The following is a 26,944-nucleotide window of genomic DNA, read 5'->3' on the forward strand; positions in this document are numbered from 1 at the left end:
GCCGATGGTAGTGTGGCTTTGCCATGCAAGAGTAGGTCACCGCCAGGGGCTTTATCCCAAAAAACCTCCACCCGAAACGGTGGGGGTTTTTTCTTGCCTGCGCGTTGCTGTGGCGACCGCAGGTCGCGACCCGCAACAGGTCACCGCCAGGGGCTTTATCCTGGAAGGCCTCCCCATCCGGGGAGGCCTTCGTCTTTGTGGCGTTTGAGAACGCTTGCTGCCGCGATCGAAGATCGCAGGCTGCAACAGGTTACCGCCAGGGGCTTATCCCAAAAACCTCCACCCGAAACGGTGGGGGTTTTTCTTGGCTGACGTTGCTGCGGCAACCGCAGGTCGCGACCCGCAACAGGCGCATTGGCTGTTGCTAAGCAATCCAGACCACCTGACGGCCGAGTGGCAGATCCGCCTGGACGACGGCTGGCCGCCAATCCGGCATCGCCTATGATGAGGAACGCGCTGCAGCCCAGCCAGCGTCTGAGGGAGTGACACTTGTTCATTCACGTCGAAACACGTCGCCGCCCACGTTGGCATTGGGCAACCTTGCTGATCGTCACTCTTTGTGTGCTGTGCTTCGTGGGGCTGGCACTTACCCCTCCGCCTCAACGGATTTCTCTGTTGTTGGAGTGGGGGACGGTGCCGGCAAACATCTTTGATCCACACGAAGCGTTGTTGCCGCAGCTTACCGATCCTGCCCTGCTACGCCTTTTTACGGCGTTGTTCATCCATGTGACTTGGCTGCATTTGCTCAGCAACCTGCTCTTTCTGGTGATCTTCGGATTGCCGGGCGAGCGCGCGCTGGGTTCGCTGCGCTTTCTGTTGCTGTTCGTGATCGGTGGGATCATGGCCAACCTGATTGGTGCCTTGTCATTGGCGGGTGTGCGATTGCCGATCATCGGTTGCAGCGGGGCAGTGTCCGCGGTAGTAGGCACCTATGTGGCGTTGTTTCCGCGCGCCAAGCTTGGCTTGGTGCTGCCGCTGGGGCTCTATCTGGAATTCGTACGGGTCCCGGCATTTCTGCTGATCGGTATCTGGGTGCTGTTGCAATTGCTGTTCAGCTACGTCGGGCCGAGCTATGGCGCCTACGTATGGTGGGCGCACATCGGTGGCTTTCTCTTTGGCCTGGTGTTTGCGCTGTTTTCACGCGAGTCGATTGCTCGCCGCCTGCGCGGCTGAATGTGCAAGCGTCACTCGGGAACCGCGCTCCAGCCGTGCCGCCGGGAAAACTGGCGAAGCAATCGCCGGGCGATCGGCGTGGCTGCCACCGCGCTGAAGATCTGCTGCGGGTCGGTGCCCTCCCCTCGCATGTCGGCATGCTTGCGCTTTATGTAGGCACGCATCACCTCCGCATTGAACTCCGGGTGAAACTGCGTGCTGATGGCGTGTGGTCCATAGCGCAGCAATTGATGCGGATCACGCGCCGAGCGGGCCAGCACCGCTGTTCCAGCCGGAGGCTCAAGTACGCTCTGTTCGTGGGTGGTGTGCGCCCGGAAACTGGCGGGCAGCGCGAGCTGCTCGGACGCGGCGTCAGGGCTCAGCTCGATTGACCGTGTGCCAATTTCACGTCCGCCGGGCAGATAGTCGACGCGCCCACCCAGCGCATGCGCCATCAATTGATGGCCATAGCAGACGCCGAACAGGGGTAGTTCGACGTCCATCGCGTCACGAAGCCAACCGGCCGTGCGCTCGCTCCACGCGGCGCGCTCGGTCACCATGGCTGCCGATCCGGTAATCATGGCGCCAGCGACCTCATGCGGCGCCGGCAGCGCTTCACCGGAGGCCACATCGACTATCCGCAGTTGTTGCAGGCGGAGCCCCGCACCGAGTCGGAACCAATGGGGAAAATCGCCATGACGGGCGCGGATTGAATCCGGCGCGCGACCGGTTCGGATGATCAATACAGGTTTCATGCAAGGGATGCGTCGTGAACGGTTTGGCCGTCTTTACGGCTGAGTATCGTCGAATGCGTCAATCGGCGGCAACACGGTGAGAATCTCCTGCACTGTGGTGAGCCCGGCGGCTACCTGGTCGGCAGCGGAGATGCGCAACGGGCGCATGCCTTCGGACAGTGCCGCCTGACCAAAGCCACTCAGGTCGAGCTGTGCCGAGATCAATCCGCGTAACCGTGGCGAGAGTCTCATCATTTCGTAGATACCGGTGCGGCCCATGAAGCCTGTATTGCGGCATTCCAGGCAACCCACCGGCTCAAATACCTGTTCCGGCACCGGAATGTCCCAGCCATGAGTGAGAACCGTCCATGCCTGCGGATCTTGCGTCGCCGTCTGCTTGCAGTGCGGGCACAGGGTGCGCACCAACCGCTGCGCAACCACGCCGGTCAGGGTCGACTGGATCAGGTAGTGCGGTACGCCCAGGTCGAGCAGGCGGGTAACCGCGCTCGGCGCGTCGTTGGTATGCAGAGTGGACAACACCAGATGGCCGGTCAGCGAGGCTTGCACCGCGATCTGTGCGGTCTCAAGGTCACGGATCTCGCCAACCATGATGATGTCCGGGTCCTGTCGCAGCAGCGTGCGCACGCCGGCCGCGAAATCCAGATCGATCGCCGCGTGTACCTGCATCTGGTTGAATTCGGGCGAGACCATCTCGATCGGATCTTCCACCGTGCACACGTTGAGCTCCGGTGTGGCCAGATGCTTCAGGGTGGAATACAGCGTGGTGGTCTTGCCCGAGCCAGTTGGCCCGGTGACCAGCACGATGCCGTGCGGGCGTTCGACCATGCTGCGCCAGTTGGCGCTCTCGCCGGGGGAAAAGCCCAGCTGGGCGAAATCCTTGACGACCAGATCCGGGTCGAAGATGCGCATCACCACCTTTTCGCCGAATGCGGTGGGCATGTTCGATATGCGCAACTCCACCTCGCGGCCGGAAGCCGAGCGGGTCTTGATGCGACCATCCTGCGGGCGGCGCTTCTCGGCAACGTCCATACGCGCGAGGATCTTGATGCGCGCCGTCACCGCGGTCATCACTGGCGCGGGAAGCTCGAACACCTTCTGCATGATGCCGTCGATGCGGAAGCGGATATGCCCGGTGTCGCGGCGGGGTTCCAGATGGATGTCGGACGCGCGCTGTTCGAACGCGTACTGCAGCAGCCAGTCGACGATGTGCACGACATGGCGATCGTCGGCACCGACTTCGCCAGTCTTGCCCAGTTCGACCAGCTGCTCGAAGTTGAGGATGGCAGCGGAACTGTCGTTGCCGGTCTTGGCATCCTGCGCCAGCTGGATCGAGCGCTGGACACCGTAGAACTCTTGCAGGTAGCGATTGATGTCGATCGGGCTGGCCACGACACGCTTGATGTCCCGCCGCAGCATCTGCGCCAGATCGGGAGCCCAGCCCGCATCAAAGGGCTCACTTGTGGCAAATGTCACCTCGCCCGGGGCAGCCGCGATCGGCAGGATGCGATGGCGCTTGGCGTAGGCGTGGCTCACCACCTGGGTCACCGAGGCGACGTTGATCTTCATCGGATCGATCTTCAGATATGGCAACCCGGCGTGACCGGCCAGCCATTCGGTCAGGTTTTCCAGGCTCAGTGGCCGGCCCGTTCCGTTCTGGTTCGCCAGTTTGGCGTTGGCGATCAATACCAGCGGGTGCAACTCCACCATGCTGCGACCGGCCCGAGCCCCCATGCGCACCTGTTTGGCATCTTCGGCCAGCAGGTAGCCGTCGACCACCAGCGCCGCCAGCAAGTCATCAAGTTCCAGTCGACCGCGGCGACCGAGCAGGGATGCAATTTGTGGTGATGCGGCCATCCGGATATATCCCCCGTGGTGCTTTTGCCGGCCGTATGTCCAGTGGGAAAGCAAGCTGAAGCTATACTAACGCGCTTTACCCAAGGTCACGGAAAGCCATGTCCGCGCGTACCTTTCAGGATGTGATCCAGACCCTCAACCGCTACTGGGCGGCGCAGGGCTGTGTGCTGCTGCAGCCGCTCGACACCGAAGTCGGTGCGGGCACGTTCCACCCCGCCACGTTTCTTCGTGCGCTGGGGCCCGAGCCCTGGGCAGCCGCTTACGTACAGCCGTCACGACGACCCACCGACGGACGTTATGGGGAGAACCCCAATCGCCTGCAGCATTACTACCAGTATCAGGTGGTGATGAAGCCGAACCCGGAAAACATCCTGGAGTTGTACATCGGTTCGCTGAAGGAGCTCGGCCTCGATCCGCTGGTACACGATCTGCGCTTCGTCGAAGACAATTGGGAGTCACCGACCCTCGGTGCCTGGGGCCTCGGCTGGGAAGTCTGGTTGAACGGCATGGAGGTGACCCAGTTCACCTACTTCCAGCAGGCCGGCGGACTTGAGTGCCGGCCGGTGATGGGCGAGATCACCTACGGTCTGGAACGCTTGGCAATGTATCTGCAAAACGTGGATAACGTTTTTGATCTGATCTGGACTGATGGTCCACGAGGAATCGTCACCTACGGCGACGTGTTCCATCAGAACGAGGTCGAGCAGAGTACCTACAACTTCGAACACGCCAACGTACCCGAACTACGGCACTGGTTCGACGTATGCGAGACGACCGCCAACCAGTTGATCGCGGCTAACCTGCCGCTGCCGGCGTATGAGCAGGTGATGAAGGCCAGCCATACGTTCAACCTGCTCGATGCGCGCCGTGCGATCAGCGTCACTGAGCGGCAGCGCTACATCCTGCGCGTACGCACGCTGTCGCGCGGCGTGGCCGAAACCTATGTGGCACAGCGCGAGAAACTCGGTTTCCCGGGCCTGAAGCAAGTAGGGGAGTCGACCCATGGCTGAGTACAAGCCACTGTTGATCGAACTTGGCACCGAGGAATTGCCGCCGAAGGCGCTGGACGAGCTCTCCGCGGCATTCATGCGCGGCGTCTGCGATGGCCTGGCCAAACGCGGCATTCTCGCGGAGCTGGATCTGGCCCAGGCGTATGCGTCGCCGCGCCGACTGGCCGTGCACATTCCCGGCGTGGCCGCGACCCAGCCCGAACAGGCGATCGAACGTCGAGGCCCGGCATTGAGTGCCGCGCTTGATGCCGAGGGGCAGCCGTCCAAGGCACTGCTCGGTTTTGCGCAATCCTGCGGGGTTTCGGTCGAACAGTTGGATAAGCTGCAGACCGACAAGGGCGCATGGTTCGTCTGGCGTACCGTCAAGCCCGGTCAGACGGTGGCGTCACTGGTGCCGGAAATCGTCGATGAGGCGCTGAAGACGTTGCCGATCCCCCGACCCATGCGTTGGGCCGATCACGATTACAGTTTCGTGCGTCCGGTGCATTGGCTCGTCATCCTGCATGGCGCCGAGATCATCGACGGTGAAGTCCTTGGCCTGAAAAGCGGCCGCAAGTCGCGCGGCCATCGTTTCATGCACCCGCAACCGGTGCATGTGGCCGATGCCGACGGCTGGCTGGATGCAATGCGCGCCTGCAATGTGTTGGCCGATCCGCGCGAGCGACGCCAGCGCATCCGCGACCAGATCGGGCAGCTGGCCGGATCGACCGGCGGCATACCGCGTCTTGACGACACGCTGCTGGACGAACTGGCCAACCTCACCGAATGGCCGGTGGCGATCGCCTGCACGTTCGAGCGCGAGTTCCTCAGTGTGCCGCCGGAGGCTCTGGTGACCACCATGGTGACGAACCAGAAGTTCGTGCCGGTGTTCGACGCCGACGGCAAGCTGACCGAGCATTTCATCGGCGTCGCGAACATCGACAGCAAGGATCCGGCTGAAATCCGCAAGGGTTACGAGCGGGTGATCCGGCCGCGCTTCGCGGACGCCAAGTTCTTCTGGGACGAAGACCTGAAGACGCCATTGGCAAGCTATCAGGAACAGCTCAAGGGCGTCACCTACCAGCAGGCGCTGGGCAGCCTGTGGGACAAGAGTGTGCGCGTGGCCGAACTGGCGCGGATCATCGCTAACCGGGTTGGCGTCGATGCTGCCGCAGCCACCCGCGCGGCGAGCTTGAGCAAGTGTGATCTGTTGACCCGTATGGTCGGCGAGTTTCCCGAACTGCAAGGCGTGATGGGGCGCTATTACGCCAGCCATCACGGTGAGCCGGCAGATGTGGCCGAGGCACTGGACAGTTATTATCAGCCGCGTTTCGGCGGTGATGCGATCGCCGTCGGCAAGCTTGGTCAGGTACTGGCCGTGGCCGAACGGCTGGATACCCTGGCCGGCATTTTCGCTGTCGGCATGAAGCCGGGCGGCAACAAGGACCCGTTCGCCCTGCGCCGGGCCGCGCTGGGTTTGGCGCGTACGTTGATCGAAGCCAGCGTGGAGCTGGATCTGCGTGGCAGTTTCGTGGAGGCGCTGGAACTGTTGCCAGATACCGCGCTGGCAGCAGGACTCAAACCCGGCAAGGACGGCAAACCGCCGACGCTGAACGCGGGTCAACGGCGTGCGATCCTGGTCGATGAACTGTACGACTTTGTACTCGATCGCCTGCGCGGCTATTACGCCGAGCAGGGTTTCGACAGCGCGCAATTTGAAGCCGTGCTGGCAGTGCAGCCGGCCAGCCTGGCTGATTTCGACCGGCGCCTGCGCGCCGTGGCCGAGTTCAACCGGCGCCCGGAAGCGGCCAGCCTGGCCGCCGCCAACAAGCGTGTTGCAAACATTCTGCGCAAGCAGGCCGAAGAGGCGGGCGCCCCCGCTCTTGGCCGCATTGTTGATCCGGCGCATTTCGAGGCGGATGCAGAGCGCGAACTGGCCGACGCATTGGCGGCGGCGCAAAGGGAGACCGTGGATGCGCTCGATACCGGCGACTACGCCGCCGTATTGACCCGCCTGTCGCAACTGCAGGCACCGGTGGACGCGTTCTTCGACAGGGTGCTGGTCAACGCCGACGATCCTGCCGTGCGGGCCAATCGACTGGCCCTGCTCGGACAACTGAAGGCACAGTTCAGCGCCATCGCTGATATTGCCCTGCTCTGAGCGGGCTCAAACGAAGCGCGGCAGCCATCGGGCTGCGGCGTTTGCTGGGACGGCGGTGTGGCCGGTCGGGTCAGGCTGTGCTGCGTTCCTTGCGGATACGCTCGGCCAGCTGATGGTTGAACGTCACCATGGCCAGCGGGTCCACGTGCGAGCCGCCGGGACCCAGGATTTCATAGAGCTGACTCAGCAGATCGGTGTGGTCGGACAAGGACAGCTGGCTATCGGCCAGGTTCAGTTCCGACTGCAGGATTCGCACAGCGGTGTTGAGGCGCTGGGCATCGACAGCCATGCCAGCGACGTGACCATCCGGATTGGATCGGGGCCGGTGTGGGGTCATCTTTTCCGAACTGTACTGGTCATCCATGTTGGGGGCGCTGGGATCCAACTGCAAAGCGCCCTCGCCCGCGACCAACCAGACCAATGAAATGCCCAGCGTGCGTGACAACGTGACACAGCGCGCGCGCGAGGGGTCAGTGTTGCCATCGCGCCAGCTGCGCACCACGCCTTCGGAAAAACCGCACATCCTGGCGATCTCCGTTGCGCTGCCAACGCGTTGGATCAGCAATTTTATGCGCTCCGAAAAACTGCCAGGTACAGAAGGAGTCGTGGGTTTTTGCGCGTTCATGGGCTTGGCCAGAAGGGGGTTTTCTAGGCGTATGTGAGTACATCCGCGCTACGCAAGATAGTGGTGTCGAGGGCAAATTAAAGTTATGAAAGTGTTGACCTTCGCGATTTCTTGAACTAACGTCGCAATAACTTGCGCAAAAGTTGTGCGGGAAACGTACATTAAATCATGTGAATCGGCGTCGGCTAGACCATTCGCTTGAGATTTGTCCTTGGATGCCACGAACACACAAAAAGTTTCATGTGCCCAGACAGTTAGGGCTGAACCTTGGGGAGTTACCACTTATGAATTCACGTAAAAATTTCACGACGACTCAGTTGCGCCGTACGTCTCTGGCGATTGGGCTCGGCCTGTGCATTGTTGGCACCAGCGTACTAGCGCAGTCGACGACAGGTAGCATTTTCGGCCAAGCGCAGGTCGGCGAAACCGTGCTGATCAAGAGTACCTCGGGCATCACCCGCCAGGTGGCTGTCGATTCGACCGGTCACTACACGGTGGGTTCGCTCCCCTTGGGTGACTATACGGTTACCCTGCAGCGCAACGGTCAGACTGTCGATTCGCGTTCAAACGTCACGCTGCGCGTGGGTTCCGGTACCGAAGTTTCCTTCGGTGGCCAGAACGCTCAGACTCTTTCCGCGGTCACCGTCCAGGCCAACGCCTTGCCGACGATTGACGTGAGCTCGGTCGATTCGCGTACCGTCATCACGGCTCAACAGCTTGCGCGCCTGCCGATTGCACGCAGCGCAGAGGCAATCGCCTTGCTGGCGCCCGGCGTCGTTGCAGGCAGCGGCTATTTCACTGGCACGACTGGCGGCTCCGTAGTCTCCTTTGGCGGATCTTCTGTTACGGAGAACGCTTACTACATCAATGGTTTCAATACGACCGATCCACTGAGCGGACTTGGTGGTCTGACCCTTCCGTACGGCTCCATCGATCAGCAGGAAGTGCTCAGTGGTGGTTATGGTGCTGCCTACGGCCGTTCCGATGGTGGCGTGATCAGCCAGGTCGGCAAACGTGGCACTAATGAATGGCATTTCGGTGCGCAGGTGCAATGGACTCCGAAGTCGCTCAAGTCCGACAAGCGGAATTACTACTACGGTCCTGGCCCGTTGAACGGGGAGATTCTGAACAGTAACAAGAACGACAAGTCCTGGACGACGACCGAGTCCGCTTATGTGGGCGGTCCGCTAATTCAAGACAAGCTGTTCTTCTTCGCTGCCGTGGAAGGCGAGCGCAACGACGGTAGTCAAGTCCTGTCGTCCTCAACGTCCAAGAGCCAGACCTACCGCTACGACAATCCGAAGTGGTACGGCAAGCTAGATTGGAACATCAACAGCAGCAATATTCTGGAGCTGACGGGCGCCTCGAGCAAGGAGTCCTACCAGAACGACTACTACGATTACGACAACGATACTCAGACGCGTGGTGCGTTCAGCTCCCACGGCGAGTCGCACAAGTATGGCTCAGATCTTTACAGCGCCAAGTTCACCAGCTACATCACGGATGATCTGACGCTTACCGCCTTGTACGGCAAGATGAAGAGCATCTATTACACGACGGTCCCTGGCTATGATCCGACGTTCGTCCATATTTTTGGGCCCGCGAACCAGAATCCAGCCCTGAACGGCGGCAGCATCATCAACAACAGCCAGATTCTGGGGCGTATTGCAAATCCGGCGCACAAGTCCAGCAACACGAACTTGCGTGTCGATCTCAGCTACCGGCTTGGGGATCATACGATCACCGCCGGTATCGATAACCAGCAGGTAGCGGATATCGACGACAGCACGATTGTGTCCGGCCCGGGCTACGCGTGGGAGTACGGCAAGAAGGCCGCTGGCAGCTACATCACCGGCGGCCCCGCGGCTAACGGTGCGGATTGGCAGTCGAAGCCATGGGTAGAGCCAACGCCAAACGGCTACTTTGTTGATCGATATCTCTACCAGAACGGTTCGACGGTCACCACTAATCAGCGCGCTCAATACATCGAGGACGCTTGGCAGATAACAGATCGTTGGTTGGTCAAGCTCGGCCTACGCAACGACCAGTTCACCAATAACAATGGCGACGGCGTTCCCTACCTTCGCCTGACCAGCCCGCAGTTTGCTCCGCGCGTAGGCTTCAGCTGGGATGTCAACGGTGATTCGAGCTTCAAAGTCTACGGCAATGCTGGTCGCTACTATCTCGCCATGCCAGCCTCGGTTGCGCTTCGCTCGGCTGGCAAGTCGTTGTATACCCGCGAGTACTTTACCTATACAGGTATTGATTCCAACGGCTATCCGACCGGCTTGGCGCCGATTCAGACCAGCACCGGCGGTCCGATCTCAGCGAACCTCGAGTACGGCATAGCTCGCGATCCCAAAACGGCGGCGGCCACCAACTTGAAGTCGGAGTATCAGGACGAATACATCCTTGGCTTCGACAAGCAGCTCAACGACACGTGGACGTTTGGCGCCAAGGCGACTTACCGTAACCTGCGCGCCGCCATCGATGACGTCGGCGACACGGGTGCGATCGCGGACAAGATGGCCGCGATGGGTATTGACCCGGCAGATGTGGGTACTATCTATGGTAGCTACCTCTTCAATCCGGGCCAGACCAACATCTTCAAGATCGCCAAGGCCGACGGCAGCGGTTATTACGATGTCCCGATGACCAACGCAGACTTCCATTTCAACACGACCCTGAAGCGCAAGTACTACGGGTTGGAGCTCTATCTTGAGCATGCGTTTGATGGCAAGTGGTTCGGCAAGGTTGACTACTTGTTCTCGCGCAGCTACGGCAACAGCGAAGGTCAGGTGCGCACCGATATCGGCCAGGAAGACGTCTCGGCCACGGTGGACTGGGATTACTCCTATGTAATGGATTACGCCAATGGTGCCCTGGCTAACGACCGTCGTCATCAGATCAAGGCCTATGGCTCCTACCAACTGGCGTCGGAATGGATGGTATCTGGGAACTTGGCAATCTTGTCAGGTGCCCCGAAGACCTGCTTGGGCTATTACGGTGCTAACGAAACCAACCCCGGTTTGGGCTATGGCGATTACTATCACTTCTGCTACGGGGAGATTTCGTCGCCTGGCAAAAACCGCCAGGCTTGGACGTATACCCTGAGCTTGGGTGCCGAATACCGTCCGGAATGGGCGGACAAGAAGCTCGCCTTCAACGCAACGGTCTACAACGTGTTTGATCAGCAGAAGATCACACAGACGTATGCCAATGCAGGTGACAAGAGCGAACCCGATCCGAGTTTCAATAGCCCGCTCTTTTCGCAGACTCCGCGGTATGTGCGTTTTGGCATCTCGTACGACTTCTGATGCTCTGACGTAGGAAAAACATCGCTGTAGATTCAAGAAAACCGCCGGGCGATCCCTGGCGGTTTTTTTTGGCGAAATATGGCGTAGTGGGCCAGCACGGAAACAGCATGTGTTTCGTGCGAACCGAGCTCATGGTGTCGAAGTTGCGCCGACGCAGTAGTCTCTGTAATCGCCAAATCCCACCTCCGGTGCGGATGCTAATGGATCCAGGACACCGCATGAGCCAATTCGCATTGCTGGGCAAGCGGCGCTTTGCGCCGTTCTTCTGGACTCAGGCGCTGGGTGCGTTCAACGACAATGCGTTTCGCAATGCTCTGGTGATGCTGGTGGCGTTCCAGATGGGGTTGGACGATCACACGGTGTCGCTCTACACCAACCTTGCGCCGGCGCTGTTCATTATTCCTTTCTTTTTGTTCTCCGCGACGGCCGGCCAGCTGGCCGAGAAGTATGAGAAGAGCCGGATCATCCGCTACGTGAAGCTGTTCGAGATCGGCGCGATGGTGCTGGCCGCATACGGGTTCTATACGCATCACACCTCGCTACTGCTGATCGTGCTGTTCATGATGGGCATGCACTCGGCCACGTTCGGGCCGATCAAGTACGCAATCCTGCCGCAGGCACTACAACAGGGTGAGCTGGTGGGTGGCAATGGGCTGATCGAGACGGGCACCCAGCTGGCGATGTTGATCGGGATGATCGTCGGCAGCGCGTTGATGGAGATTGCCGGGCTTGGCCCACTGCTGGCCGGTGCCATCACGATTGCCGTGGCACTCGTTGGCTATCTGTCCAGCCGGGGAATTCCGGAAGCGCCGGCCACTGCGCCGGACCTGAAGTTCAACTGGAACCCGATCAGCGAAACGGCGCGCGTGCTCAAGCTGACCGGGCAGGATCGCCCCGTGTTCAACGCGGTGCTGGGCATCTCGTGGTTCTGGTTCTTCGGCACCGTACTGATCGCACAGCTGCCGAATTACACGCGTATCAATCTTGGGGGCGACGGCTCGGTCAACATCCTGGTGCTTACGCTGTTCTCGATTGGCACCGGCATCGGTTCACTCCTGTGCGAACGGATGTCCGGGCGACGGGTGGAGGTAGGGTTGGTGCCGCTGGGCGCATTCGGCCTTACTGCATTTGGCGTTGATCTGTTCTTCGCGCGGCCGGATGCCGCATTGATCCACGGCCTGAACTGGCTGGCATTTCTGCATTCGGCCGGCGGCTGGCGGATTGTGCTGGATCTCACCCTGATCGGCGTTTTTGCCGGTTTTTACGTGGTCCCCCTGTTCGCATTCATCCAGAGCCGCGCGCCGCGCGAGCAACTGTCGCGGGTGATCGCCGGCAACAATATTCTCAATGCCCTGCTGATCTGCTGCGCGGCGGGTTTCGGCCTGGGTCTTGGCATGTTGGGGCTGGGTGTGCCGGAGATCTTCCTGGCCACCGCAGTGCTCAATGCGCTGGTCGCGTTGTACATCTTCACGCTGGTGCCAGAGTTCGTGATGCGCTTCATCACCTGGGTGCTGGTGAACACGCTCTATCGGGTGCGCATCGAAGGAACACAGCATATTCCCGAGGATGGGCCGGTGCTGCTGGTGTGCAACCACGTCAGTTTCATGGACCCGCTGCTGTTGATGGCGAATCTGCGCAGGCCGGTGCGGTTCGTGATGTATTACAAGATCTTCAATACCCCGCTGCTCAGCTTCGTGTTCCGCACCGCCAAGGCGATTCCGATTGCCGGCCACAAGGAAGACCCGCAAGTGCTGCACCAGGCTTACGACGCGATCGACGCCGCGCTGGCGGGAGGTGAGGCGGTATGCATCTTTCCCGAGGGCGGCTTGACCGCCGATGGCGAGATTGCGCCGTTCCGTCCGGGCGTGGAAAAAATCCTGGCACGCCGACCGGTGCCGGTGGTGCCGATGGCGCTGCGCGGCGTATGGGGCAGCGTGTGGAGTCGGCGTGATTCGGGGCTGGGTCGGGCGCGCCTGCCGCGACGGTTCCGCGCACGGGTGGAGTTGGTAGTCGACGCGGCGTTCGGGTCAGAACAGGTTACGGCCGCGTCACTGGAAGCGCGGGTGCGCGAATTGCGCGGCGACCGGGCTTAGGCAGGAGGCAGATACAGTCCCGGATGAAGACTCAGCCGACCCAGCCGCCAATCACGATCAGCGCGACCACACTCAGCCATGCCAGCAAAGCGCGCAACAGTGCGCTGCGAAGGCGCAGCAGTTCGATCAGCGGGTCGCTGTGCTCCTCGGCATAGCCGTCTCCGGCCTCGATGTCGATCAGCACGTCAGCCTGTGCTGCGGCTCCAAGAAAGCCCGGACCGTCGCTATACCAACTGGTGGCCGCCGCCTGAGCGTGCCAGCGCCGCCAGGCACCGATCACGGCCTCCCAGTGACCGACCACCGCAAGCGTGAAGGTCAGCAACTGTGCCGGTGGCCAATCCAGCACGTTGGCGACATAACGGGCAGCCATGCGGCTGGCCGGGTCGAGTCGCAGTGAGTCGTCGCGACCCAGCGTCTGTGCCAGTCGATACAGCAGTGCGCCAATGGGTCCGAGCAGGAAGAACCACAGCAGCACGGCGAAGCGCCGCCGCAACGCGGCATAGGCGATCGCCACGCCCAGCGCGGGCGCATTCCAGGCAACAGGGGCGTTTTCGCCGGCGAGCGCCTGTGCAGCGGCCTCGCGGCTGGCGCCATCGGGCGCTTTCAGGATGGCTTCGAGATCGCTCTCGAACTCGCGCGGGCCCAGGCAATACAGCAGCACGGCCAGCGAGAAAAGCAGCTGCAGCAACTCGCCCAGTGGCGAGCGATTGAGCAACCACCACAACAAAGCGCATAGCGCCAGTGGCAACGACAGGGCCAGCGCGACCCGCCCCGCCCCACTGGTGTCTGCCAATTGCGCAACCCAACGCCGAAATAGGCCATCACCACGCCAGTGTGCCAATTGCGGCATGACGTGCAGCAGACCGAGAGCGATAAGGGCGACAAGCAGACTGATGGCCATGAAAGGAAGAACCCGCGGACAGTGGCCGCATTGTAAGCGACAGACTGGCCTCTTCGCTGACCATTGCGGGCATCCAGCGGTGGCGTCAGCGCCCGAAAATCGCGCTGCGGGAAATCGCGTCGATGGTGGCGTCGGGCGTGCCAAGGCTGGCCGGCGGAGCGCACCCGTCGATATCAGCGCGCGTTCCATCAACTGGCGCGTGACGAACTGCGTCGTGCTTCGCTCCATCTTCATGCGCTCGTGCTTGACGCGGCTTGCGGTAGTCACCGGGTGCCGCCGGCAACGGGGCGGTGATGACAACGTTCGCGGGCGCGGCTGCAAGCGGAACGATGGCGGCTCTGCGATGTACCACTGAGCTGGCCTTCGCCCGCCGTAGTGACGAACTGCCCTGTCAGGCCGGAAGCAGCGGTGGCAGGAGCCTGATCTGCAAGGCTGGGCCATCACTGCTGTGCAGCGACATGCGCGTCGATAGGGCGGATCCGGCCATCACGGTGGTGAGATGCAGGGCAGCGACGTTGCCGAGGATGATGCCGCGATGCAACGCTATGCTAGGCGCCAGCTCGGTCGTCGATGGTGGCATTGATTGTGTTGTAGCGAGCTGCTTCCGCGCACCATCGTTGATCCATGCCGGGGACGCGGATGGGACAGGTGGACCGGCCTGAAGTCAGCGCAGGCGGGTCAGGCTGGCGGGGCGTCAGCCACCAACGCGTCGAGGTCCAGCCCGGCGCGCAGCTGCAGCCAGTGCGCCAGCAACTGGTACGACAACGATAGCGCCGTGGATGGTACGAAGCTGCCCTCGGCGATGCCGTTGACAATCTGCTGCGGAGTGAACCAGCGCGCGTCTTCCAGTTCGTGATCGCGCATCTCGATCCGACGCGACACGGCGGTGGCGATGAAACCAACCATCAACGATGCGGGCATCGGCCACGGTTGCGACGAGTGATAGTGCACGTCATCGACGATGACGCCGGATTCCTCGGCGACTTCGCGGCGCACGGCGTCTTCCAGCGACTCGCCTGGTTCGACGAAGCCGGCCAGCGTGGAATAGCGACCGGGTGGCCAGCCAGCTTGGCGACCGAGCAGGCAGGCGCCGTCGTGCTCGACCAGCATGATCACGGCAGCATCGGTACGCGGGAAATGCAGGCGCGCGCAGTCCGGGTTGGTGCATTGCGCGCGATGGCCGGCGGCGACCAGCTGCAACGGCGCGCCACAGCGAGTGCAGTGACGGGTTTCGCGCTGCCAGTGCGACAGGCCCTTGGCATAGGCAAACATGCCCGCTTCCTGCGCGGGCAATTGCAAGCCGGCGCTACGCAGGTTCATGCGGCGTGCGCCGAGGATCTCTTCGAGGGAGTCCACATCGGCGGCATCGTCCAGCATCAGCAGGAAATGCGGGCGCTGATCGGCGATACCCAGCAGGGTGTGCGACAAGTCACCGAGCCACTGATCGCGCTCGCCGGTATCGAGCCAGCGCAGCACTTCCCGATCACGTCGCATGAACGCTTCGCCAGCGGCATCCAGCAGCATATAGCGCGCGTCGGTCGAGCGCGCCTGCTCGGTGATCCACGCCGACTCATCGCGCCGCTCGGCAATGCGGTCGAGGATCAGGCTGAGTCCGGCAAAGGTGTTGAGGCGAGGCAGTTTGGCCCGATCCATCGGATACCCCTCAGGTGGAGAACGAGGAGCCGCAGCCGCAGGTGGTCTTGGCATTCGGGTTGCTGATGACAAACTGAGAACCGCTGAGGTTCTCGGCGTAGTCGATCTGTGCGCCAGTGAGGTATTGCAGCGACAGTGGATCGCACAACAGGGTTACCCCCTCGCGCTCAACCGCAAAGTCGTCCTCGGCCTGGGCTTCGTCGAACGTGAAACCGTACTGGAACCCCGAGCAACCACCGCCGCTGATATACACCCGCAACTTCAATGCCGGATTGCCTTCCTCGGCGATCAGTTCATGCACCTTGTGCGCGGCAGCAGCGGTAAACAGCAGCGGTACGCCGCTGCTGCGGTAGTCGGGGATTGCGACGATGGTTTCCATGGGCATCTAAATGGGGTCGTGGCAGACAAGCGCAAGCATACCGCGTCAGGCCGGTACGGCCTCGTCAAGCTCCGCATCGGGCGCCGTCAACTCCCGTTGTGCGTCTTCGGCCTGGCGAGAGATGCGCCCGTTGACCTGCGCACCGGCGGCCATTTCCAGCGTGTGGTAGCGCAAGTCACCATCGATGCGTGCCTGCGGTGCCAGCTCCAGTCGGGCGCTGACGTGCACATCGCCGGTCACGTGGCCATTGATCACCGCGTGCGGCACGCGGATCTCGCCGTGCACCTGGCCATGCTCGCTGAGCGTGAACATGGCATCGTCGCCTTCGCCCAGCACGGTACCTTCGATGCGGCCGTCCAGATGCAACGCACCGCTGAAGCGCAGGTCGCCACGGATCACCGTGCCGCGGGCGATCAGGCTGGTTTCATGGCTGGTGGTGTTGCGCTCGTTGCGTCTACGGTTGAGCATCGTGATCCCCTTCGGCTGTAATGATGTTGCCGCTCAACGCGGCACCCCACGCGACGTTACGGTTGACCGGCTCGCCACTGGCGGGCTGAATGCTGATGCGCAGCCGCGTCGGGCGAAAATCGGCCGGCAGCACGATGGTCCCATGCAACTGCTGAAAATACATGAAGCGAAATGGCAGGCCTTCCTTCTGCGTGGCATCGCCAAGCGTGGGCCAGTCGAGGCTCACAACCTTGTCGTGACGCAGGCCTTCCACGCTGACCGTTGCGTTGCCACTGGTCTCTTCGCCGCGTTTCGCGTTCTGGGTCAGGCTCAGGGTGAGATTCCAGCCATGTGAACCCGTAATCTGTTGCAGCTTGACCTCCTGCAACCGCAGACCCTGCCGCTGGGCATCGCCGCCAACCAGTCGTGAGTAGAAGCCCAGATCGGCGCGCAAGCCGCTGAGTTCCTCCTCGCGCTGGGCCAGCGTGCCGCGCAATAAGCGCGTGGCGACCTCATTGACCTGGGCGGCCCGCTGCAGATTCGCCACCTGCTGCTTGAGGTCGTCAATCTGGTCCAGCAGGGCCCGTTGCTGACGATGATCGACGGCAACCGGTGTGGCATGCCTACTCAGTCCACCAACGGTCAGGCCCAGTACCAGCAGGCTGCCGAGCCAAGCGAGGCCGAGCCACAGCTGGCGGCGGGTCTGGCCGGCATCATCATGTCGGCGCACGACGAGGCGTGGCGGTGGTCGTGAAGCCATGGGTGCCAATTCGGGGAAAACCGAAGGTATAGCCCCGCCGTGATTGAAGCGTCAAGGAACGCGTGCACGCTTCAGCACGTCAATGGCCATCGCGCGCGCATGCGCAGCGCGGCTCAACTGTGCATCTTGCTTTGCAGGTAACGCTCCACGCCGATGTCCTTGACCAGGTTGAATTGCGTTTCCAGCCAGTCGATGTGCTCTTCCTCGTCGTGCAGGATGTCCTTGAACAGGTCGCGGCTGATGTAATCGGCGATGCCCTCGCTATGTGCGATCGCGGCGCGCAGATCGACTACGGCGGCCAGCTCAAGGTCGAGGTCGCCCTGCATCGTCTCCAGCGCGTTCTCGCCGATCCGCAGCTTGCCCAGATGCTGCAGGTTGGGCAGGCCGTCGAGAAACAGGATGCGCTCGATCAGATGATCGGCGTGCTTCATCTCCTCGATGGATTCCTTGTACTCATGCTCGGCGAGTTCGGAGTAGCCCCAGTCCTTGAGCATGCGGTAATGCAGGAAGTATTGGTTGATCGCGGTCAGCTCGTTGTAGAGCACCTTGTTGAGGAACTCGATGACCTTGGCATCACCTTTCATGGCTTTTCTCCGCTCGACGGGCAACGCCGACTATACAAACTCCGCGCACGCACGGACGAAATGCGAATGGCAGTGTTTTGTCCATGCAAGGATTCGCAACAGATCGGGGTGTGGCGGAAAGGCTCAGGCTGCGGCGAGCGGCAGCTGACAGCGTACTTGCGAGACCGCCTTGTCGAGCGTGGCGCGGGCTTCCCGCTCGCAGCAGCCGCAGCAATCGGAGCAGCCGGTGCGCGCCTGCAATTCGGCAAACGAATGCACGCCATCAGCCGCTTCGCGGCGGATGTCATTGTCGGTGACGGCATTGCATAGGCAGATGTACATGGTGCGTATAAGAACGCGAATGCGAATGATTGTCAACAATACGACTGTCGTCGTTGTTGAATCCGTTCAGGCTGCTTCGCGGCCGTCACGTGGCCCGGTCGGCGGCGTTTCCGCGGTATCCCGCGGCGGCAGCGTGCCGAGTTCGACGCTGCACAGGTTCTCCACCAAGGGCGCGAAGTGGCGCAGGGCCCGCTCGTAAACCTGTCGTTTGAAGTTGACCACGTGCGCGGCCGGGTACCAGAAATCGACCCAGCGCCACAGATCGAACTCCGGCTTGTCGCATGCGTCCAGCTTCAGCGCATCCTCGCCGCCAACCAGTTTGAGCAGGAACCACACCTGCTTCTGGCCGATGCAGGTAGGGCGCTGATGATGCCGCACATAGCGGTTGGGCAGGCGGTAGCGCAGCCAGCCATGAGTTGCGCTGATGACTTCCACGTGATGCGCTGCCAACCCGGTTTCTTCTTCCAGCTCGCGGTACATGGCTTCCAGCGGGGTTTCGTCCGAGCGCATGCCGCCCTGCGGGAACTGCCAGCCATCACGATTGATCCGGCGCGCCCAGAACAGCTGGCCGGCTGCATTCAGCAGCACGATGCCTACATTCGGACGATAGCCATCAACATCAATCATGTAGCCTCCTGGAGTCGTGCGGCGCGGTTATGCCGCGCAAGACCGCACCCAGTCCTGCAGTCGATTCAACCACAGCGCGCGAAGCAGCGGCAAGCGGCAGACTTGAACCAACCCGGCTACGCGACTACACTGCCGCGCCCCGCCCGTATCGTTCTGATCCGGCATGGCGGGTTTCCTCAAGGCTATGTAGCTCAGCTGGTTAGAGCACAGCACTCATAATGCTGGGGTCGGTGGTTCGAGTCCACCCATAGCCACCAAACGCGTCGTGCGTGTTTTTGCCGCCGGCTCATCAATTGCACGCAGGCGTCCGCCATGCATATTTTCAAGGTTTTTCAGCTGGAGGCAGCTCATCGGCTGCCCCACGTGCCGGCCGGACACAAGTGCGCGCGGCTGCACGGGCATTCGTTCCGCATCGAGATCCATGTGACGGGCGAGCCTGATCCGCAGCTGGGCTGGGTGATGGACTTTGCCGATCTGAAGACGGCGTTCGCGCCGTTGTACGACCAGCTTGACCACCACTACCTCAATGACATCGAAGGGCTGGAGAATCCGACCAGCGAGATGCTGGCGCGCTGGATCTGGCAACGGTTGTTGCCGCGCTTGCCGGGGTTGGACAAGGTGGTCGTGTATGAGACCTGTACGTCGGGAGCCAGCTGCAGTCGAGACAGTTTTTGACGCGACGCGATATTTTTCAAATTGTCATAAATAACCGTTTTACATGAATTTTTTCTTAACGTCGCTGCCCAAGCCGAAAAATATATTGCACTGCACAAAATTTGCTGCTAGAGTTCATCCCACTACCCAATCCTCAGTGAGGACAAGATCATGACCCAGCAGCTCAACAACCAGCTTTTCGCTTTCACCAAGCAGTTCACCGACAGCGCCTTCAAGGCACAGTCGCTGGCCCTGAAGGGTCTGGAGACGGTCGCCGAGTTGCAGCTCAAGGCGCTCGAGGAGCAGTCCAAGATCTCCGCCGAGTTCGTTGCCGAGGCGATGGAAACGCGCGACGTGAACGGCCTGCGCAGCCTGTGGGAAAAGGGCACCAGCCTGAGCCGCGACAACGCCGAGCGTTCGGTGGCTGTCTCGCAGGAGATCCTCGCGATCACCCAGAAGACCGCCGAGTCGCTGAATGCGCTCGTGCAGGAACAGCGTCAGGCTGCCAACGACGCCGTCACTGCGCCGGTTGTCGCTGCCGCCAAGAAGGCTGCCAAGTAATACAGCGGGATCATCGCGGCGTCTGCCGCGACAAGCAGGGCCGGACATTCGTGTTCGGCCTTGTTTGCATGCGCACCCACAAAAACGTGCGATCACGGCGTTGAGGGTTTCGAAGCCAGCGCCAGCTTGCATTTTTGGGCGAAGGGGCAGGATGTCGCAGGCCGCACAGCTTGTCGCTGCATTCGCCGCACTGATATACTTTTGCGGATTGGATCGTGGCCCGTAGCTGTATCGGTGCCGCCTGGTGTAAACCGCGCGGAGACGTTACGTGCTCAATAGTCTTGCCTCTGGTCGACGTCTCGCCTTGCGCATCATGCTGCTGCAGCTTGCTGTGGCCATGTTGGCTGGCCTTGCTTTCCTGGTGCTGGGGCGCCGCGAAGCGATGTCGGCTGCTGCAGGTGCGGTGATCGTGGCGCTGGGTACCGCGCTGTTGTCGGCGCGCTTCTTCAGCGGGCTCAGCGGGGCTGGCATGGCGTTGAGCCGCTTGCTGACGGGCATGATCCTGAAATGGATCGTGATCGTCGGGGGGCTGATCATGATCCTGTTTCAATTCAAGTTGCCGCCACTGGCCGCCATCACGGGGTTGGTGGCTGCCTACGCGGTTTATCTGCTGGCGTTCAGATTCAAGGGTTGAGACATGGCAAGCGAGCCACAAGGCGGACTCACCGAATACATCCAGCACCATCTCACCCATCTCACGCCGCATGCGAGCAAGAGTGGTTTCTGGGCGGTGCACATCGACTCGATCACCATATCGCTGGTGCTGGGCGTACTGTTCTGCCTGCTGTTCTGGCTGAAGGCGCGCAAGGCGACGGCGGGCGTGCCGGGTCGCGGTCAGGCGTTCGTGGAAATCGTGCTGGAATTCGTCGATGGTCAGGTCAAGGACGTGTTCCATGGCGACCGGCGCATCCTCGGGCCGCTGGCGCTGACCGTATTTCTCTGGGTCTTCCTGATGAATGCGATGGATCTGCTGCCGGTCGACCTGCTGCCGTGGATCACCGAGAAATTCGGCGTCGGCCATTTCCGCGCCGTGCCGACCGCCGACATCAACATGACGTTCGCGATGTCGCTGACGGTGTTCGTGTTGATCATCTTCTACAGCTTCAAGGCCAAGGGCTTTGGCGGCTACATGCATGAGTTGTTCACCGCGCCGTTCGGCGCGCATCCGGCGCTGTGGATTCCGAACTTCCTGCTCAACGTGGTCGAGCTGCTGTCCAAGCCGGTCAGCCTGGCGATGCGATTGTTCGGCAACATGTATGCCGGCGAGCTGGTCTTCATGCTGATCGCTGGTTTGTTCAGCGCTGGCGCTGGCCTGGCAGGCTGGGCGCTGTATGGCGCGGGCATCATCGGCTACACAGTGTGGGGCATCTTCCACATCCTGATCATCGGTATCCAGGCTTTCATTTTCATGGTGCTGACGATCGTGTACATCTCGATGGCGCACGATCATCACTGATTTCTGTTTTTCGAATCATCCGCTTCAACCATTTTGATCTTTCAAGTTTCAATTTCTCAGGAGACCGTCGTGGAACTCATCGCTCACATTGCTCAAGTGCAGTCCTTCACCGCCATCGCGCTGGGTCTGATCATCGGCCTCGGTGCCCTCGGTGCCTGTATCGGTATCGGCGTCATGGGTTCCAAGTTCCTCGAAGCCGCTGCCCGTCAGCCGGAGCTGGTGCCGCTGCTGCAGGGCCGCATGTTCCTGCTGGCCGGCCTGATCGACGCAGCGTTCCTGATCGGCGTGGCGCTGGCGATGTACTTCGCCGTGGCCAACCCGCTGCTGTCGAACGTGATGAATGCCGCTACGGCTGCCGCTGGTCATTGATTTGCCATACCGCGGCGTCGCTTCGGCGGCGCCGCACTCCCGCAACGACGCTTCGGCGTTTTTGCTCGTAATACACCGTATTTACAGGTAACGCAGCGATGGATTTCAACGCGACCTTGATTGGCGAAATGATTTCGTTCGCCATCCTGATCTGGTTCTGCGTCCACTTCATTTGGCCGCATATCAACAAGGCAATTGAAGAACGGCAGATCAAGATTGCCGAAGGTCTCAATGCCGCCGAGCGTGCGCACGCCGAGCTGAAGGACGCCGACCACAAGGTCGCGGCCGAGATCAAGGTGGCCCGTCAGCAGGCTTCCGAGATCATCGACAAGGCCCAGCAGCAGGCCAATCAGATCATCGAGAAGGCGCGCGGCGAAGCCGTCGTCGAGATCAACCGTCTGAAGGCAAGCGCGCAGGACGACATCGCGTCGATGGCCCAACGTGCCCGTGACCAGCTGCGTGAGCAGGTTGGCGCGTTGGCGGTGCAAGGTGCCAGCAAGATCGTGCAGCGCGAAGTCGATGCGTCGACGCACAAGGCCTTGCTCGACCAGCTCGCGGCCGAGATCTGATCAATGGCCCAGGCAATCACCCTAGCTCGCCCGTACGCGCGCGCCGCCTTCGAAGTGGCTCATGCGGCCGGCTCGCTGGCCGCATGGTCGCAGGCGCTGGCTTTTGCCGCCGAGGTCGCGAAGGATCCGCGCGTGGCCGGCCTCGGCAACGACCCGCGGGTGCTCCCGGCTCAGCTGGTGGCGCTGCATCTGCCGACCGATGTCGCCGCCGATGCGCCGTTCGCGCAGTTCCTCGCCGAGATGGCCGAGCAGCGCCGCATGGCACTGCTGCCGGAAGTGGCCGATCTGTACGAGGCGTTCAAGCGTGAGTCCGAGTCGCAGCTGCTGGTCAAGGTGACCAGCGCGATGGCCCTGGACGCGGCGCAGGCCGAGCAGCTCAAGGTGTCGCTGAAACGCCGCTTCAAGCGCGAGATCGAACTGGAAACCAAGGTCGATGCCTCGCTGCTGGCTGGCGTGGTGATCGATACCGGCGAGCAGGTGATCGACGGCTCCGCCCGCGGACGTCTTGCGCAGCTGGCCAGCGCGCTTTCGCACTGATCCAAAGAATCAAAACCTATCGGGTGCCGCTGATGCGGCGCGAATCCCAGGAAAACTTGCCATGTCCAGCACCACTTTGAATCCGTCCGAGATCAGCGAACTGATCAAGAACCGCATCGAGCAGTTCAAGCTCGGCGCGGAAGCACGCAACGAGGGCACGATCATCAGCGTGTCTGACGGCATCGTGCGCATCCACGGCCTGGCCGATGTGATGCAGGGCGAAATGATCGAGCTGCCGGGCAACTCGTTTGCACTGGCGCTGAACCTGGAGCGCGACTCGGTCGGCGCGGTGGTGCTCGGTGAATACCAGCACCTGCGCGAAGGCGACACCGCCAAGACCACCGGCCGCATCCTCGAAGTGCCGGTCGGTCCGGAGCTGCTCGGCCGCGTCGTCGACGCGCTGGGCAACCCGATCGACGGCAAGGGCCCGCTCGGCGCCAAGCTCAACGCGGCGATCGAGAAGGTCGCGCCGGGCGTGATCTGGCGCAAGTCGGTCGACCAGCCGCTGCAGACCGGCTACAAGTCGGTCGACGCGATGATCCCGGTCGGCCGCGGCCAGCGCGAGCTGATCATCGGCGACCGCCAGACCGGCAAGACCGCGCTGGCGATCGACGCGATCATCGCGCAGAAGGATTCCGGCATTAAGTGCATCTACGTCGCGATCGGCCAGAAGCGGTCGTCGGTGGCCAACGTGGTGCGCAAGCTCGAAGCGAACGGCGCACTGGCCAACACCATCGTCGTGGTCGCCTCGGCGTCCGAGTCGGCCGCGCTGCAGTACGTCGCGCCGTACTCCGGTTGCGCGATGGGCGAGTATTTCCGCGATCGCGGCGAAGACGCGCTGATCGTGTATGACGACCTGTCCAAGCAGGCCGTCGCCTACCGTCAGATCTCGCTGCTGCTGAAGCGTCCGCCGGGCCGCGAGGCGTATCCGGGCGACGTGTTCTATCTCCACTCGCGTCTGCTCGAGCGCGCCTCGCGCGTGTCCGAGGCCTACGTGGAGAAGTTCACCAACGGCGCGGTGAAGGGCAAGACCGGCTCGCTGACCGCGCTGCCGATCATCGAGACCCAGGGCGGCGACGTTTCGGCGTTCGTGCCGACCAACGTGATCTCGATCACCGACGGCCAGATCTTCCTGGAAACCGACCTGTTCAACGCCGGCATCCGTCCGGCCGTGAACGCCGGTATCTCGGTGTCCCGCGTCGGCGGTGCCGCGCAGACCAAGATCGTCAAGAAGCTGTCCGGCGGCGTGAAGCTGGCGCTGGCGCAGTACCGTGAGCTGGCCGCGTTCGCGCAGTTCGCCTCGGATCTGGATCCGGCCACCCGCGCCCAGCTCGATCGTGGTCAGCGCGTGGTTGAACTGATGAAGCAGGCGCAGTACTCGCCGCTGTCGATCGCCGAGCTGGCACTGTCGGTGTACGCCGCCGAGAAGGGCTATCTCGACGACCTGCCGGTCAACAAGGTGCTGCCGTTCGAGAAGGGTCTGCACGCATTCATGCACCAGAACCATGCCGAGCTGATGAGCAAGATCGTGGCTACCGGCGACTGGAACAACGACATCGAAGCCACCTTCAAGGCCTCGCTGGACGAGTACAAGAAAACCGGTAGCTGGTAATACCGGCTGCAGTAAATCGGTAAAGCAGGCGAATCGGAAGGGCGGACAGCGTCCCCCTTCCCACCAGCGAGCATAACGAGCGGATAAAGCATGGCCAGCGGACGCGAAATCAAAACCAAGATCAAGAGCACGCAGAACATGCGCAAGGTCACGCGCGCGCTCGAAATGGTCTCTGCGGCAAAGATCCGTCGTGCGCAGGACATGATGAAGGCCTCGCGTCCGTATGCCCGTTCGATGCGCAAGGTGATCGCGCACGTGGCCCAGGCCAGCACCGATTTCAGCCATCCGTTCCTGACCCAGCGCGACAACGTGGCGCGGGTCGGCTACATCGTGGTGTCGACCGATCGCGGCCTGTGCGGCGGCCTCAACTCCAACCTGTTCCGTCGTCTGCTGCCGGCGATCGCCGAGTGGCATCGGCAGGGCGTGCAGGTGGACGTGGTGGCGATCGGCCAGAAGGCGATTTCGTTCTTCCGCCGGCTCAAGGACATCAACCTGATCGGCAGCGTCAGCCATCTCGGCGAAAAGCCCAAGCTCGAACAGCTGGTCGGGGTGATCAAGGTGATGATGGACGCCTATACGTCCAACGGCCTGGATCGCGTATTCCTCGCCTACAACGACTTCGTCAACACCATGACGCAGAAGCCGACGATCGACGCGCTGCTGCCGCTGCCGCTGGTGGCGTCGGAAATGGAAGCGCATCAGGCAGCAGGCGAGTCGGCGTATGCCGGCGTCAAGCTGGAAGCGAGCCACGACTGGGACTACATCTACGAGCCGGATGCACAGGCGGTGCTTGAGCACGTGCTGGGTCGTTACATCGAGTCGGTGGTGTATCAGGCGTCGCTGGAGAACCTGGCCAGCGAGCACGCTGCGCGGATGGTGGCGATGAAGAGCGCGTCGGACAACGCGAACAAGGTGATTGGCGAGTTGACGTTGATCTACAACAAGGCGCGTCAGGCAGCGATCACCCAGGAAATCTCGGAAATCGTCGGCGGTGCTGCGGCTGTATAAGTGCAATCGTCCCTGATCGCAGGGCAAGATCAAAAAGCGGCCATCCGTGGCCGCACTCTCAATAAGAGCGACGCTTCAAGCGGCGCTTAGACAGAACCTTAAAGATCCATCCGGAGCATTCCATGAGCCAGGGCAAAGTTGTTCAGATCATCGGCGCGGTCATCGACGTCGAGTTTCCGCGCGATCAGGTACCGCAGGTGTACGACGCACTGAAGATCGACGGCACCGAGATCACGCTGGAAGTGCAGCAGGTGCTGGGCGACGGCATCGTGCGCACGATCGCGCTCGGTTCCACCGACGGTTTGCGCCGCAACCTGATCGCCCGCAACACCGGCGAGGGCATCAAGGTGCCGGTCGGCAAGGCCACGCTCGGCCGTATCATGGACGTGCTCGGCAACCCGATCGACGAAGCCGGCCCGATCGGCGAGCAGGATCGCTGGGTGATCCATCGCGAGGCGCCGAGCTACGACGACCAGGCGGCCGCGAACGATCTGCTGGAAACCGGCATCAAGGTGATCGACCTGATGTGCCCGTTCGCCAAGGGCGGCAAGGTCGGCCTGTTCGGCGGCGCCGGCGTGGGCAAGACCGTCAACATGATGGAATTGATCAACAACATCGCCAAGGCGCACGAAGGCCTGTCCGTGTTCGCCGGCGTGGGCGAGCGTACCCGCGAGGGCAACGACTTCTACCACGAGATGAAAGACTCCAACGTGCTCGACAAGGTCGCGATGGTGTACGGCCAGATGAACGAGCCGCCGGGCAACCGTCTGCGCGTGGCGTTGACCGGCCTGACCATGGCCGAGTACTTCCGCGACGAGAAGGACGCTTCCGGCAAGGGTCGTGACGTGCTGTTCTTCGTCGACAACATCTACCGTTACACGCTGGCCGGTACCGAAGTGTCCGCGCTGCTCGGCCGCATGCCGTCGGCGGTGGGTTACCAGCCGACGCTGGCCGAGGAAATGGGCGTGCTGCAGGAGCGCATTACCTCGACCAAGACCGGCTCGATCACCTCGATCCAGGCTGTCTACGTGCCCGCGGATGACCTTACCGATCCGTCGCCGGCCACCACCTTCGCCCACTTGGATGCGACCGTGGTGCTGAGCCGCAACATCGCGTCGCTGGGTATCTACCCGGCGGTGGATCCGCTGGATTCCACCAGCCGTCAGCTGGACCCGAACGTGATCGGCGTGGAGCACTACGACGTCGCCCGCCGCGTGCAGGGCACGCTGCAGCGCTACAAGGAGCTGAAGGACATCATCGCGATCCTCGGCATGGACGAGCTGTCCGAAGAAGACAAGCAGGCCGTGTCGCGCGCGCGCAAGATCGAGCGCTTCTTCTCGCAGCCGTTCCACGTGGCCGAAGTGTTCACCGGTTCGCCGGGCAAGTACGTGCCGCTGAAGGAAACCATCCGCGGCTTCAAGATGATCGTCGACGGCGACGTCGACCATCTGCCGGAGCAGGCGTTCTACATGGTTGGCGGCATCGACGAGGCGGTCAAGAAGGCCGAAGACATGGGCGCCAAGAAGGCCGCCTGATCCTCAAGGGCGGACCTTCAGTCCG

Annotated in this window: 26 protein-coding genes and 1 tRNA gene; 16 read left to right on the forward strand and 11 right to left on the reverse strand. The window is 61.8% G+C overall.

What is annotated here, in order from left to right; all coding sequences use genetic code 11:
* The first annotated feature begins 489 nt into the window (after window positions 1-489).
* Window positions 490-1,173 (forward strand): rhomboid family intramembrane serine protease, encoded by a 684-nt coding sequence (locus tag EAH75_RS17105; RefSeq protein WP_140653620.1) that lies wholly within the window; start codon window positions 490-492, stop codon window positions 1,171-1,173.
* A gap of 11 nt (window positions 1,174-1,184) precedes the next feature.
* On the opposite strand, the gene EAH75_RS17110 is transcribed toward EAH75_RS17105, so the two are convergent.
* Window positions 1,185-1,907 carry a glutamine amidotransferase gene (locus tag EAH75_RS17110; RefSeq protein ID WP_140806329.1) on the reverse strand — a complete coding sequence of 241 codons (723 nt, stop codon included), beginning with the start codon at window positions 1,905-1,907 and terminating at the stop codon, window positions 1,185-1,187.
* Window positions 1,908-1,940: 33 nt separating this feature from the next.
* Window positions 1,941-3,761: a GspE/PulE family protein gene (locus EAH75_RS17115; protein WP_140806330.1), complete on the reverse strand. Its 1,821-nt coding sequence runs from the start codon at window positions 3,759-3,761 to the stop codon at window positions 1,941-1,943.
* A 98-nt stretch (window positions 3,762-3,859) separates the two neighbouring features.
* Here EAH75_RS17115 and glyQ point away from each other — a divergent pair, with 98 nt between their 5' ends.
* Window positions 3,860-4,771, forward strand: coding sequence for a glycine--tRNA ligase subunit alpha (gene glyQ, locus EAH75_RS17120; RefSeq protein WP_140653626.1), 912 nt, complete (start codon window positions 3,860-3,862; stop codon window positions 4,769-4,771).
* The gene (glyS, locus tag EAH75_RS17125) at window positions 4,764-6,911 is read left to right on the forward strand and encodes a glycine--tRNA ligase subunit beta (RefSeq protein WP_140806332.1); all 2,148 of its coding nucleotides are present in this window, start codon (window positions 4,764-4,766) and stop codon (window positions 6,909-6,911) included. The genes glyQ and glyS overlap by 8 nt, the downstream gene beginning before the upstream one ends.
* A 70-nt stretch (window positions 6,912-6,981) precedes the next feature.
* Here the strand turns inward: glyS and EAH75_RS17130 are convergent, their stop codons facing one another.
* Window positions 6,982-7,536: a helix-turn-helix domain-containing protein gene (locus EAH75_RS17130; protein ID WP_140653631.1), complete on the reverse strand. Its 555-nt coding sequence runs from the start codon at window positions 7,534-7,536 to the stop codon at window positions 6,982-6,984.
* Between the two features lie 284 nt (window positions 7,537-7,820).
* On the opposite strand from EAH75_RS17130, the gene EAH75_RS17135 reads away from it, so the two are divergent.
* On the forward strand, window positions 7,821-10,853 hold the full coding sequence (locus tag EAH75_RS17135; protein ID WP_140653633.1) for a TonB-dependent receptor: 3,033 nt from the start codon (window positions 7,821-7,823) through the stop codon (window positions 10,851-10,853).
* Between the two features lie 218 nt (window positions 10,854-11,071).
* The gene (locus EAH75_RS17140; RefSeq protein ID WP_140653635.1) at window positions 11,072-12,946 is read left to right on the forward strand and encodes an MFS transporter; all 1,875 of its coding nucleotides are present in this window, start codon (window positions 11,072-11,074) and stop codon (window positions 12,944-12,946) included.
* 31 nt (window positions 12,947-12,977) lie between these two features.
* Here the strand turns inward: EAH75_RS17140 and EAH75_RS17145 are convergent, their stop codons facing one another.
* The 8 genes from EAH75_RS17145 to EAH75_RS17180 all read right to left on the reverse strand — a co-directional run bounded on the left by EAH75_RS17145 (window position 12,978) and on the right by EAH75_RS17180 (window position 18,618).
* Complete coding sequence (locus tag EAH75_RS17145; protein ID WP_140806333.1) at window positions 12,978-13,847, reverse strand: beta-lactamase induction protein; 870 nt, start codon at window positions 13,845-13,847, stop codon at window positions 12,978-12,980.
* A 678-nt stretch (window positions 13,848-14,525) separates the two neighbouring features.
* The gene (nudC, locus tag EAH75_RS17150; protein ID WP_140653639.1) at window positions 14,526-15,500 is read right to left on the reverse strand and encodes an NAD(+) diphosphatase; all 975 of its coding nucleotides are present in this window, start codon (window positions 15,498-15,500) and stop codon (window positions 14,526-14,528) included.
* A gap of 10 nt (window positions 15,501-15,510) precedes the next feature.
* Window positions 15,511-15,879 (reverse strand): iron-sulfur cluster insertion protein ErpA, encoded by a 369-nt coding sequence (gene erpA / locus EAH75_RS17155; RefSeq protein WP_193557814.1) that lies wholly within the window; start codon window positions 15,877-15,879, stop codon window positions 15,511-15,513.
* A gap of 45 nt (window positions 15,880-15,924) precedes the next feature.
* The gene (locus tag EAH75_RS17160) at window positions 15,925-16,347 is read right to left on the reverse strand and encodes a bactofilin family protein (RefSeq protein ID WP_140806334.1); all 423 of its coding nucleotides are present in this window, start codon (window positions 16,345-16,347) and stop codon (window positions 15,925-15,927) included.
* Window positions 16,334-17,086, reverse strand: coding sequence for a DUF6776 family protein (locus EAH75_RS17165; protein WP_140653645.1), 753 nt, complete (start codon window positions 17,084-17,086; stop codon window positions 16,334-16,336). The genes EAH75_RS17160 and EAH75_RS17165 overlap by 14 nt, the downstream gene beginning before the upstream one ends.
* Window positions 17,087-17,199: 113 nt before the next feature.
* The gene (gene bfr / locus EAH75_RS17170) at window positions 17,200-17,670 is read right to left on the reverse strand and encodes a bacterioferritin (RefSeq protein WP_140653647.1); all 471 of its coding nucleotides are present in this window, start codon (window positions 17,668-17,670) and stop codon (window positions 17,200-17,202) included.
* Between the two features lie 123 nt (window positions 17,671-17,793).
* Window positions 17,794-17,991, reverse strand: coding sequence for a (2Fe-2S)-binding protein (locus tag EAH75_RS17175; RefSeq protein WP_194150631.1), 198 nt, complete (start codon window positions 17,989-17,991; stop codon window positions 17,794-17,796).
* 66 nt (window positions 17,992-18,057) lie between these two features.
* Complete coding sequence (locus EAH75_RS17180) at window positions 18,058-18,618, reverse strand: RNA pyrophosphohydrolase (RefSeq protein ID WP_140806335.1); 561 nt, start codon at window positions 18,616-18,618, stop codon at window positions 18,058-18,060.
* Window positions 18,619-18,798: 180 nt separating this feature from the next.
* Here EAH75_RS17180 and EAH75_RS17185 point away from each other — a divergent pair.
* The 11 genes from EAH75_RS17185 (at window position 18,799) to atpD (ending at window position 26,919) form a co-directional block, all read left to right on the forward strand.
* Window positions 18,799-18,875 (forward strand) — tRNA-Met (locus tag EAH75_RS17185).
* A gap of 55 nt (window positions 18,876-18,930) precedes the next feature.
* A complete protein-coding gene (gene queD / locus EAH75_RS17190) occupies window positions 18,931-19,293 on the forward strand; it encodes a 6-carboxytetrahydropterin synthase QueD (protein ID WP_140806336.1) in 363 nt (120 codons plus the stop codon).
* A gap of 150 nt (window positions 19,294-19,443) precedes the next feature.
* Window positions 19,444-19,833, forward strand: a complete 390-nt coding sequence (locus EAH75_RS17195; protein ID WP_140653653.1) for a phasin family protein — start codon at window positions 19,444-19,446, stop codon at window positions 19,831-19,833.
* 313 nt (window positions 19,834-20,146) lie between these two features.
* Window positions 20,147-20,467, forward strand: coding sequence for an ATP synthase subunit I (locus EAH75_RS17200; RefSeq protein ID WP_140653958.1), 321 nt, complete (start codon window positions 20,147-20,149; stop codon window positions 20,465-20,467).
* 3 nt (window positions 20,468-20,470) lie between these two features.
* Window positions 20,471-21,289 carry a F0F1 ATP synthase subunit A gene (gene atpB, locus EAH75_RS17205; protein ID WP_140653655.1) on the forward strand — a complete coding sequence of 273 codons (819 nt, stop codon included), beginning with the start codon at window positions 20,471-20,473 and terminating at the stop codon, window positions 21,287-21,289.
* 69 nt (window positions 21,290-21,358) lie between these two features.
* Complete coding sequence (atpE, locus tag EAH75_RS17210; protein ID WP_140653657.1) at window positions 21,359-21,658, forward strand: F0F1 ATP synthase subunit C; 300 nt, start codon at window positions 21,359-21,361, stop codon at window positions 21,656-21,658.
* A 98-nt stretch (window positions 21,659-21,756) separates the two neighbouring features.
* On the forward strand, window positions 21,757-22,227 hold the full coding sequence (locus EAH75_RS17215) for a F0F1 ATP synthase subunit B (protein WP_140806337.1): 471 nt from the start codon (window positions 21,757-21,759) through the stop codon (window positions 22,225-22,227).
* A 3-nt stretch (window positions 22,228-22,230) separates the two neighbouring features.
* A complete protein-coding gene (locus EAH75_RS17220; RefSeq protein ID WP_140806339.1) occupies window positions 22,231-22,764 on the forward strand; it encodes a F0F1 ATP synthase subunit delta in 534 nt (177 codons plus the stop codon).
* A gap of 61 nt (window positions 22,765-22,825) precedes the next feature.
* Window positions 22,826-24,376, forward strand: a complete 1,551-nt coding sequence (gene atpA, locus EAH75_RS17225) for a F0F1 ATP synthase subunit alpha (RefSeq protein ID WP_140653663.1) — start codon at window positions 22,826-22,828, stop codon at window positions 24,374-24,376.
* Window positions 24,377-24,466: 90 nt separating this feature from the next.
* Window positions 24,467-25,384, forward strand: coding sequence for a F0F1 ATP synthase subunit gamma (gene atpG / locus EAH75_RS17230; RefSeq protein ID WP_140653665.1), 918 nt, complete (start codon window positions 24,467-24,469; stop codon window positions 25,382-25,384).
* A gap of 122 nt (window positions 25,385-25,506) precedes the next feature.
* The gene (gene atpD / locus EAH75_RS17235; RefSeq protein WP_140653667.1) at window positions 25,507-26,919 is read left to right on the forward strand and encodes a F0F1 ATP synthase subunit beta; all 1,413 of its coding nucleotides are present in this window, start codon (window positions 25,507-25,509) and stop codon (window positions 26,917-26,919) included.
* The last annotated feature ends 25 nt before the right edge of the window (window positions 26,920-26,944 follow it).

It is taken from the genome of Rhodanobacter glycinis, assembly GCF_006438785.1.
GTDB classification, from domain to species: Bacteria; Pseudomonadota; Gammaproteobacteria; order Xanthomonadales; family Rhodanobacteraceae; genus Rhodanobacter; species Rhodanobacter glycinis_A.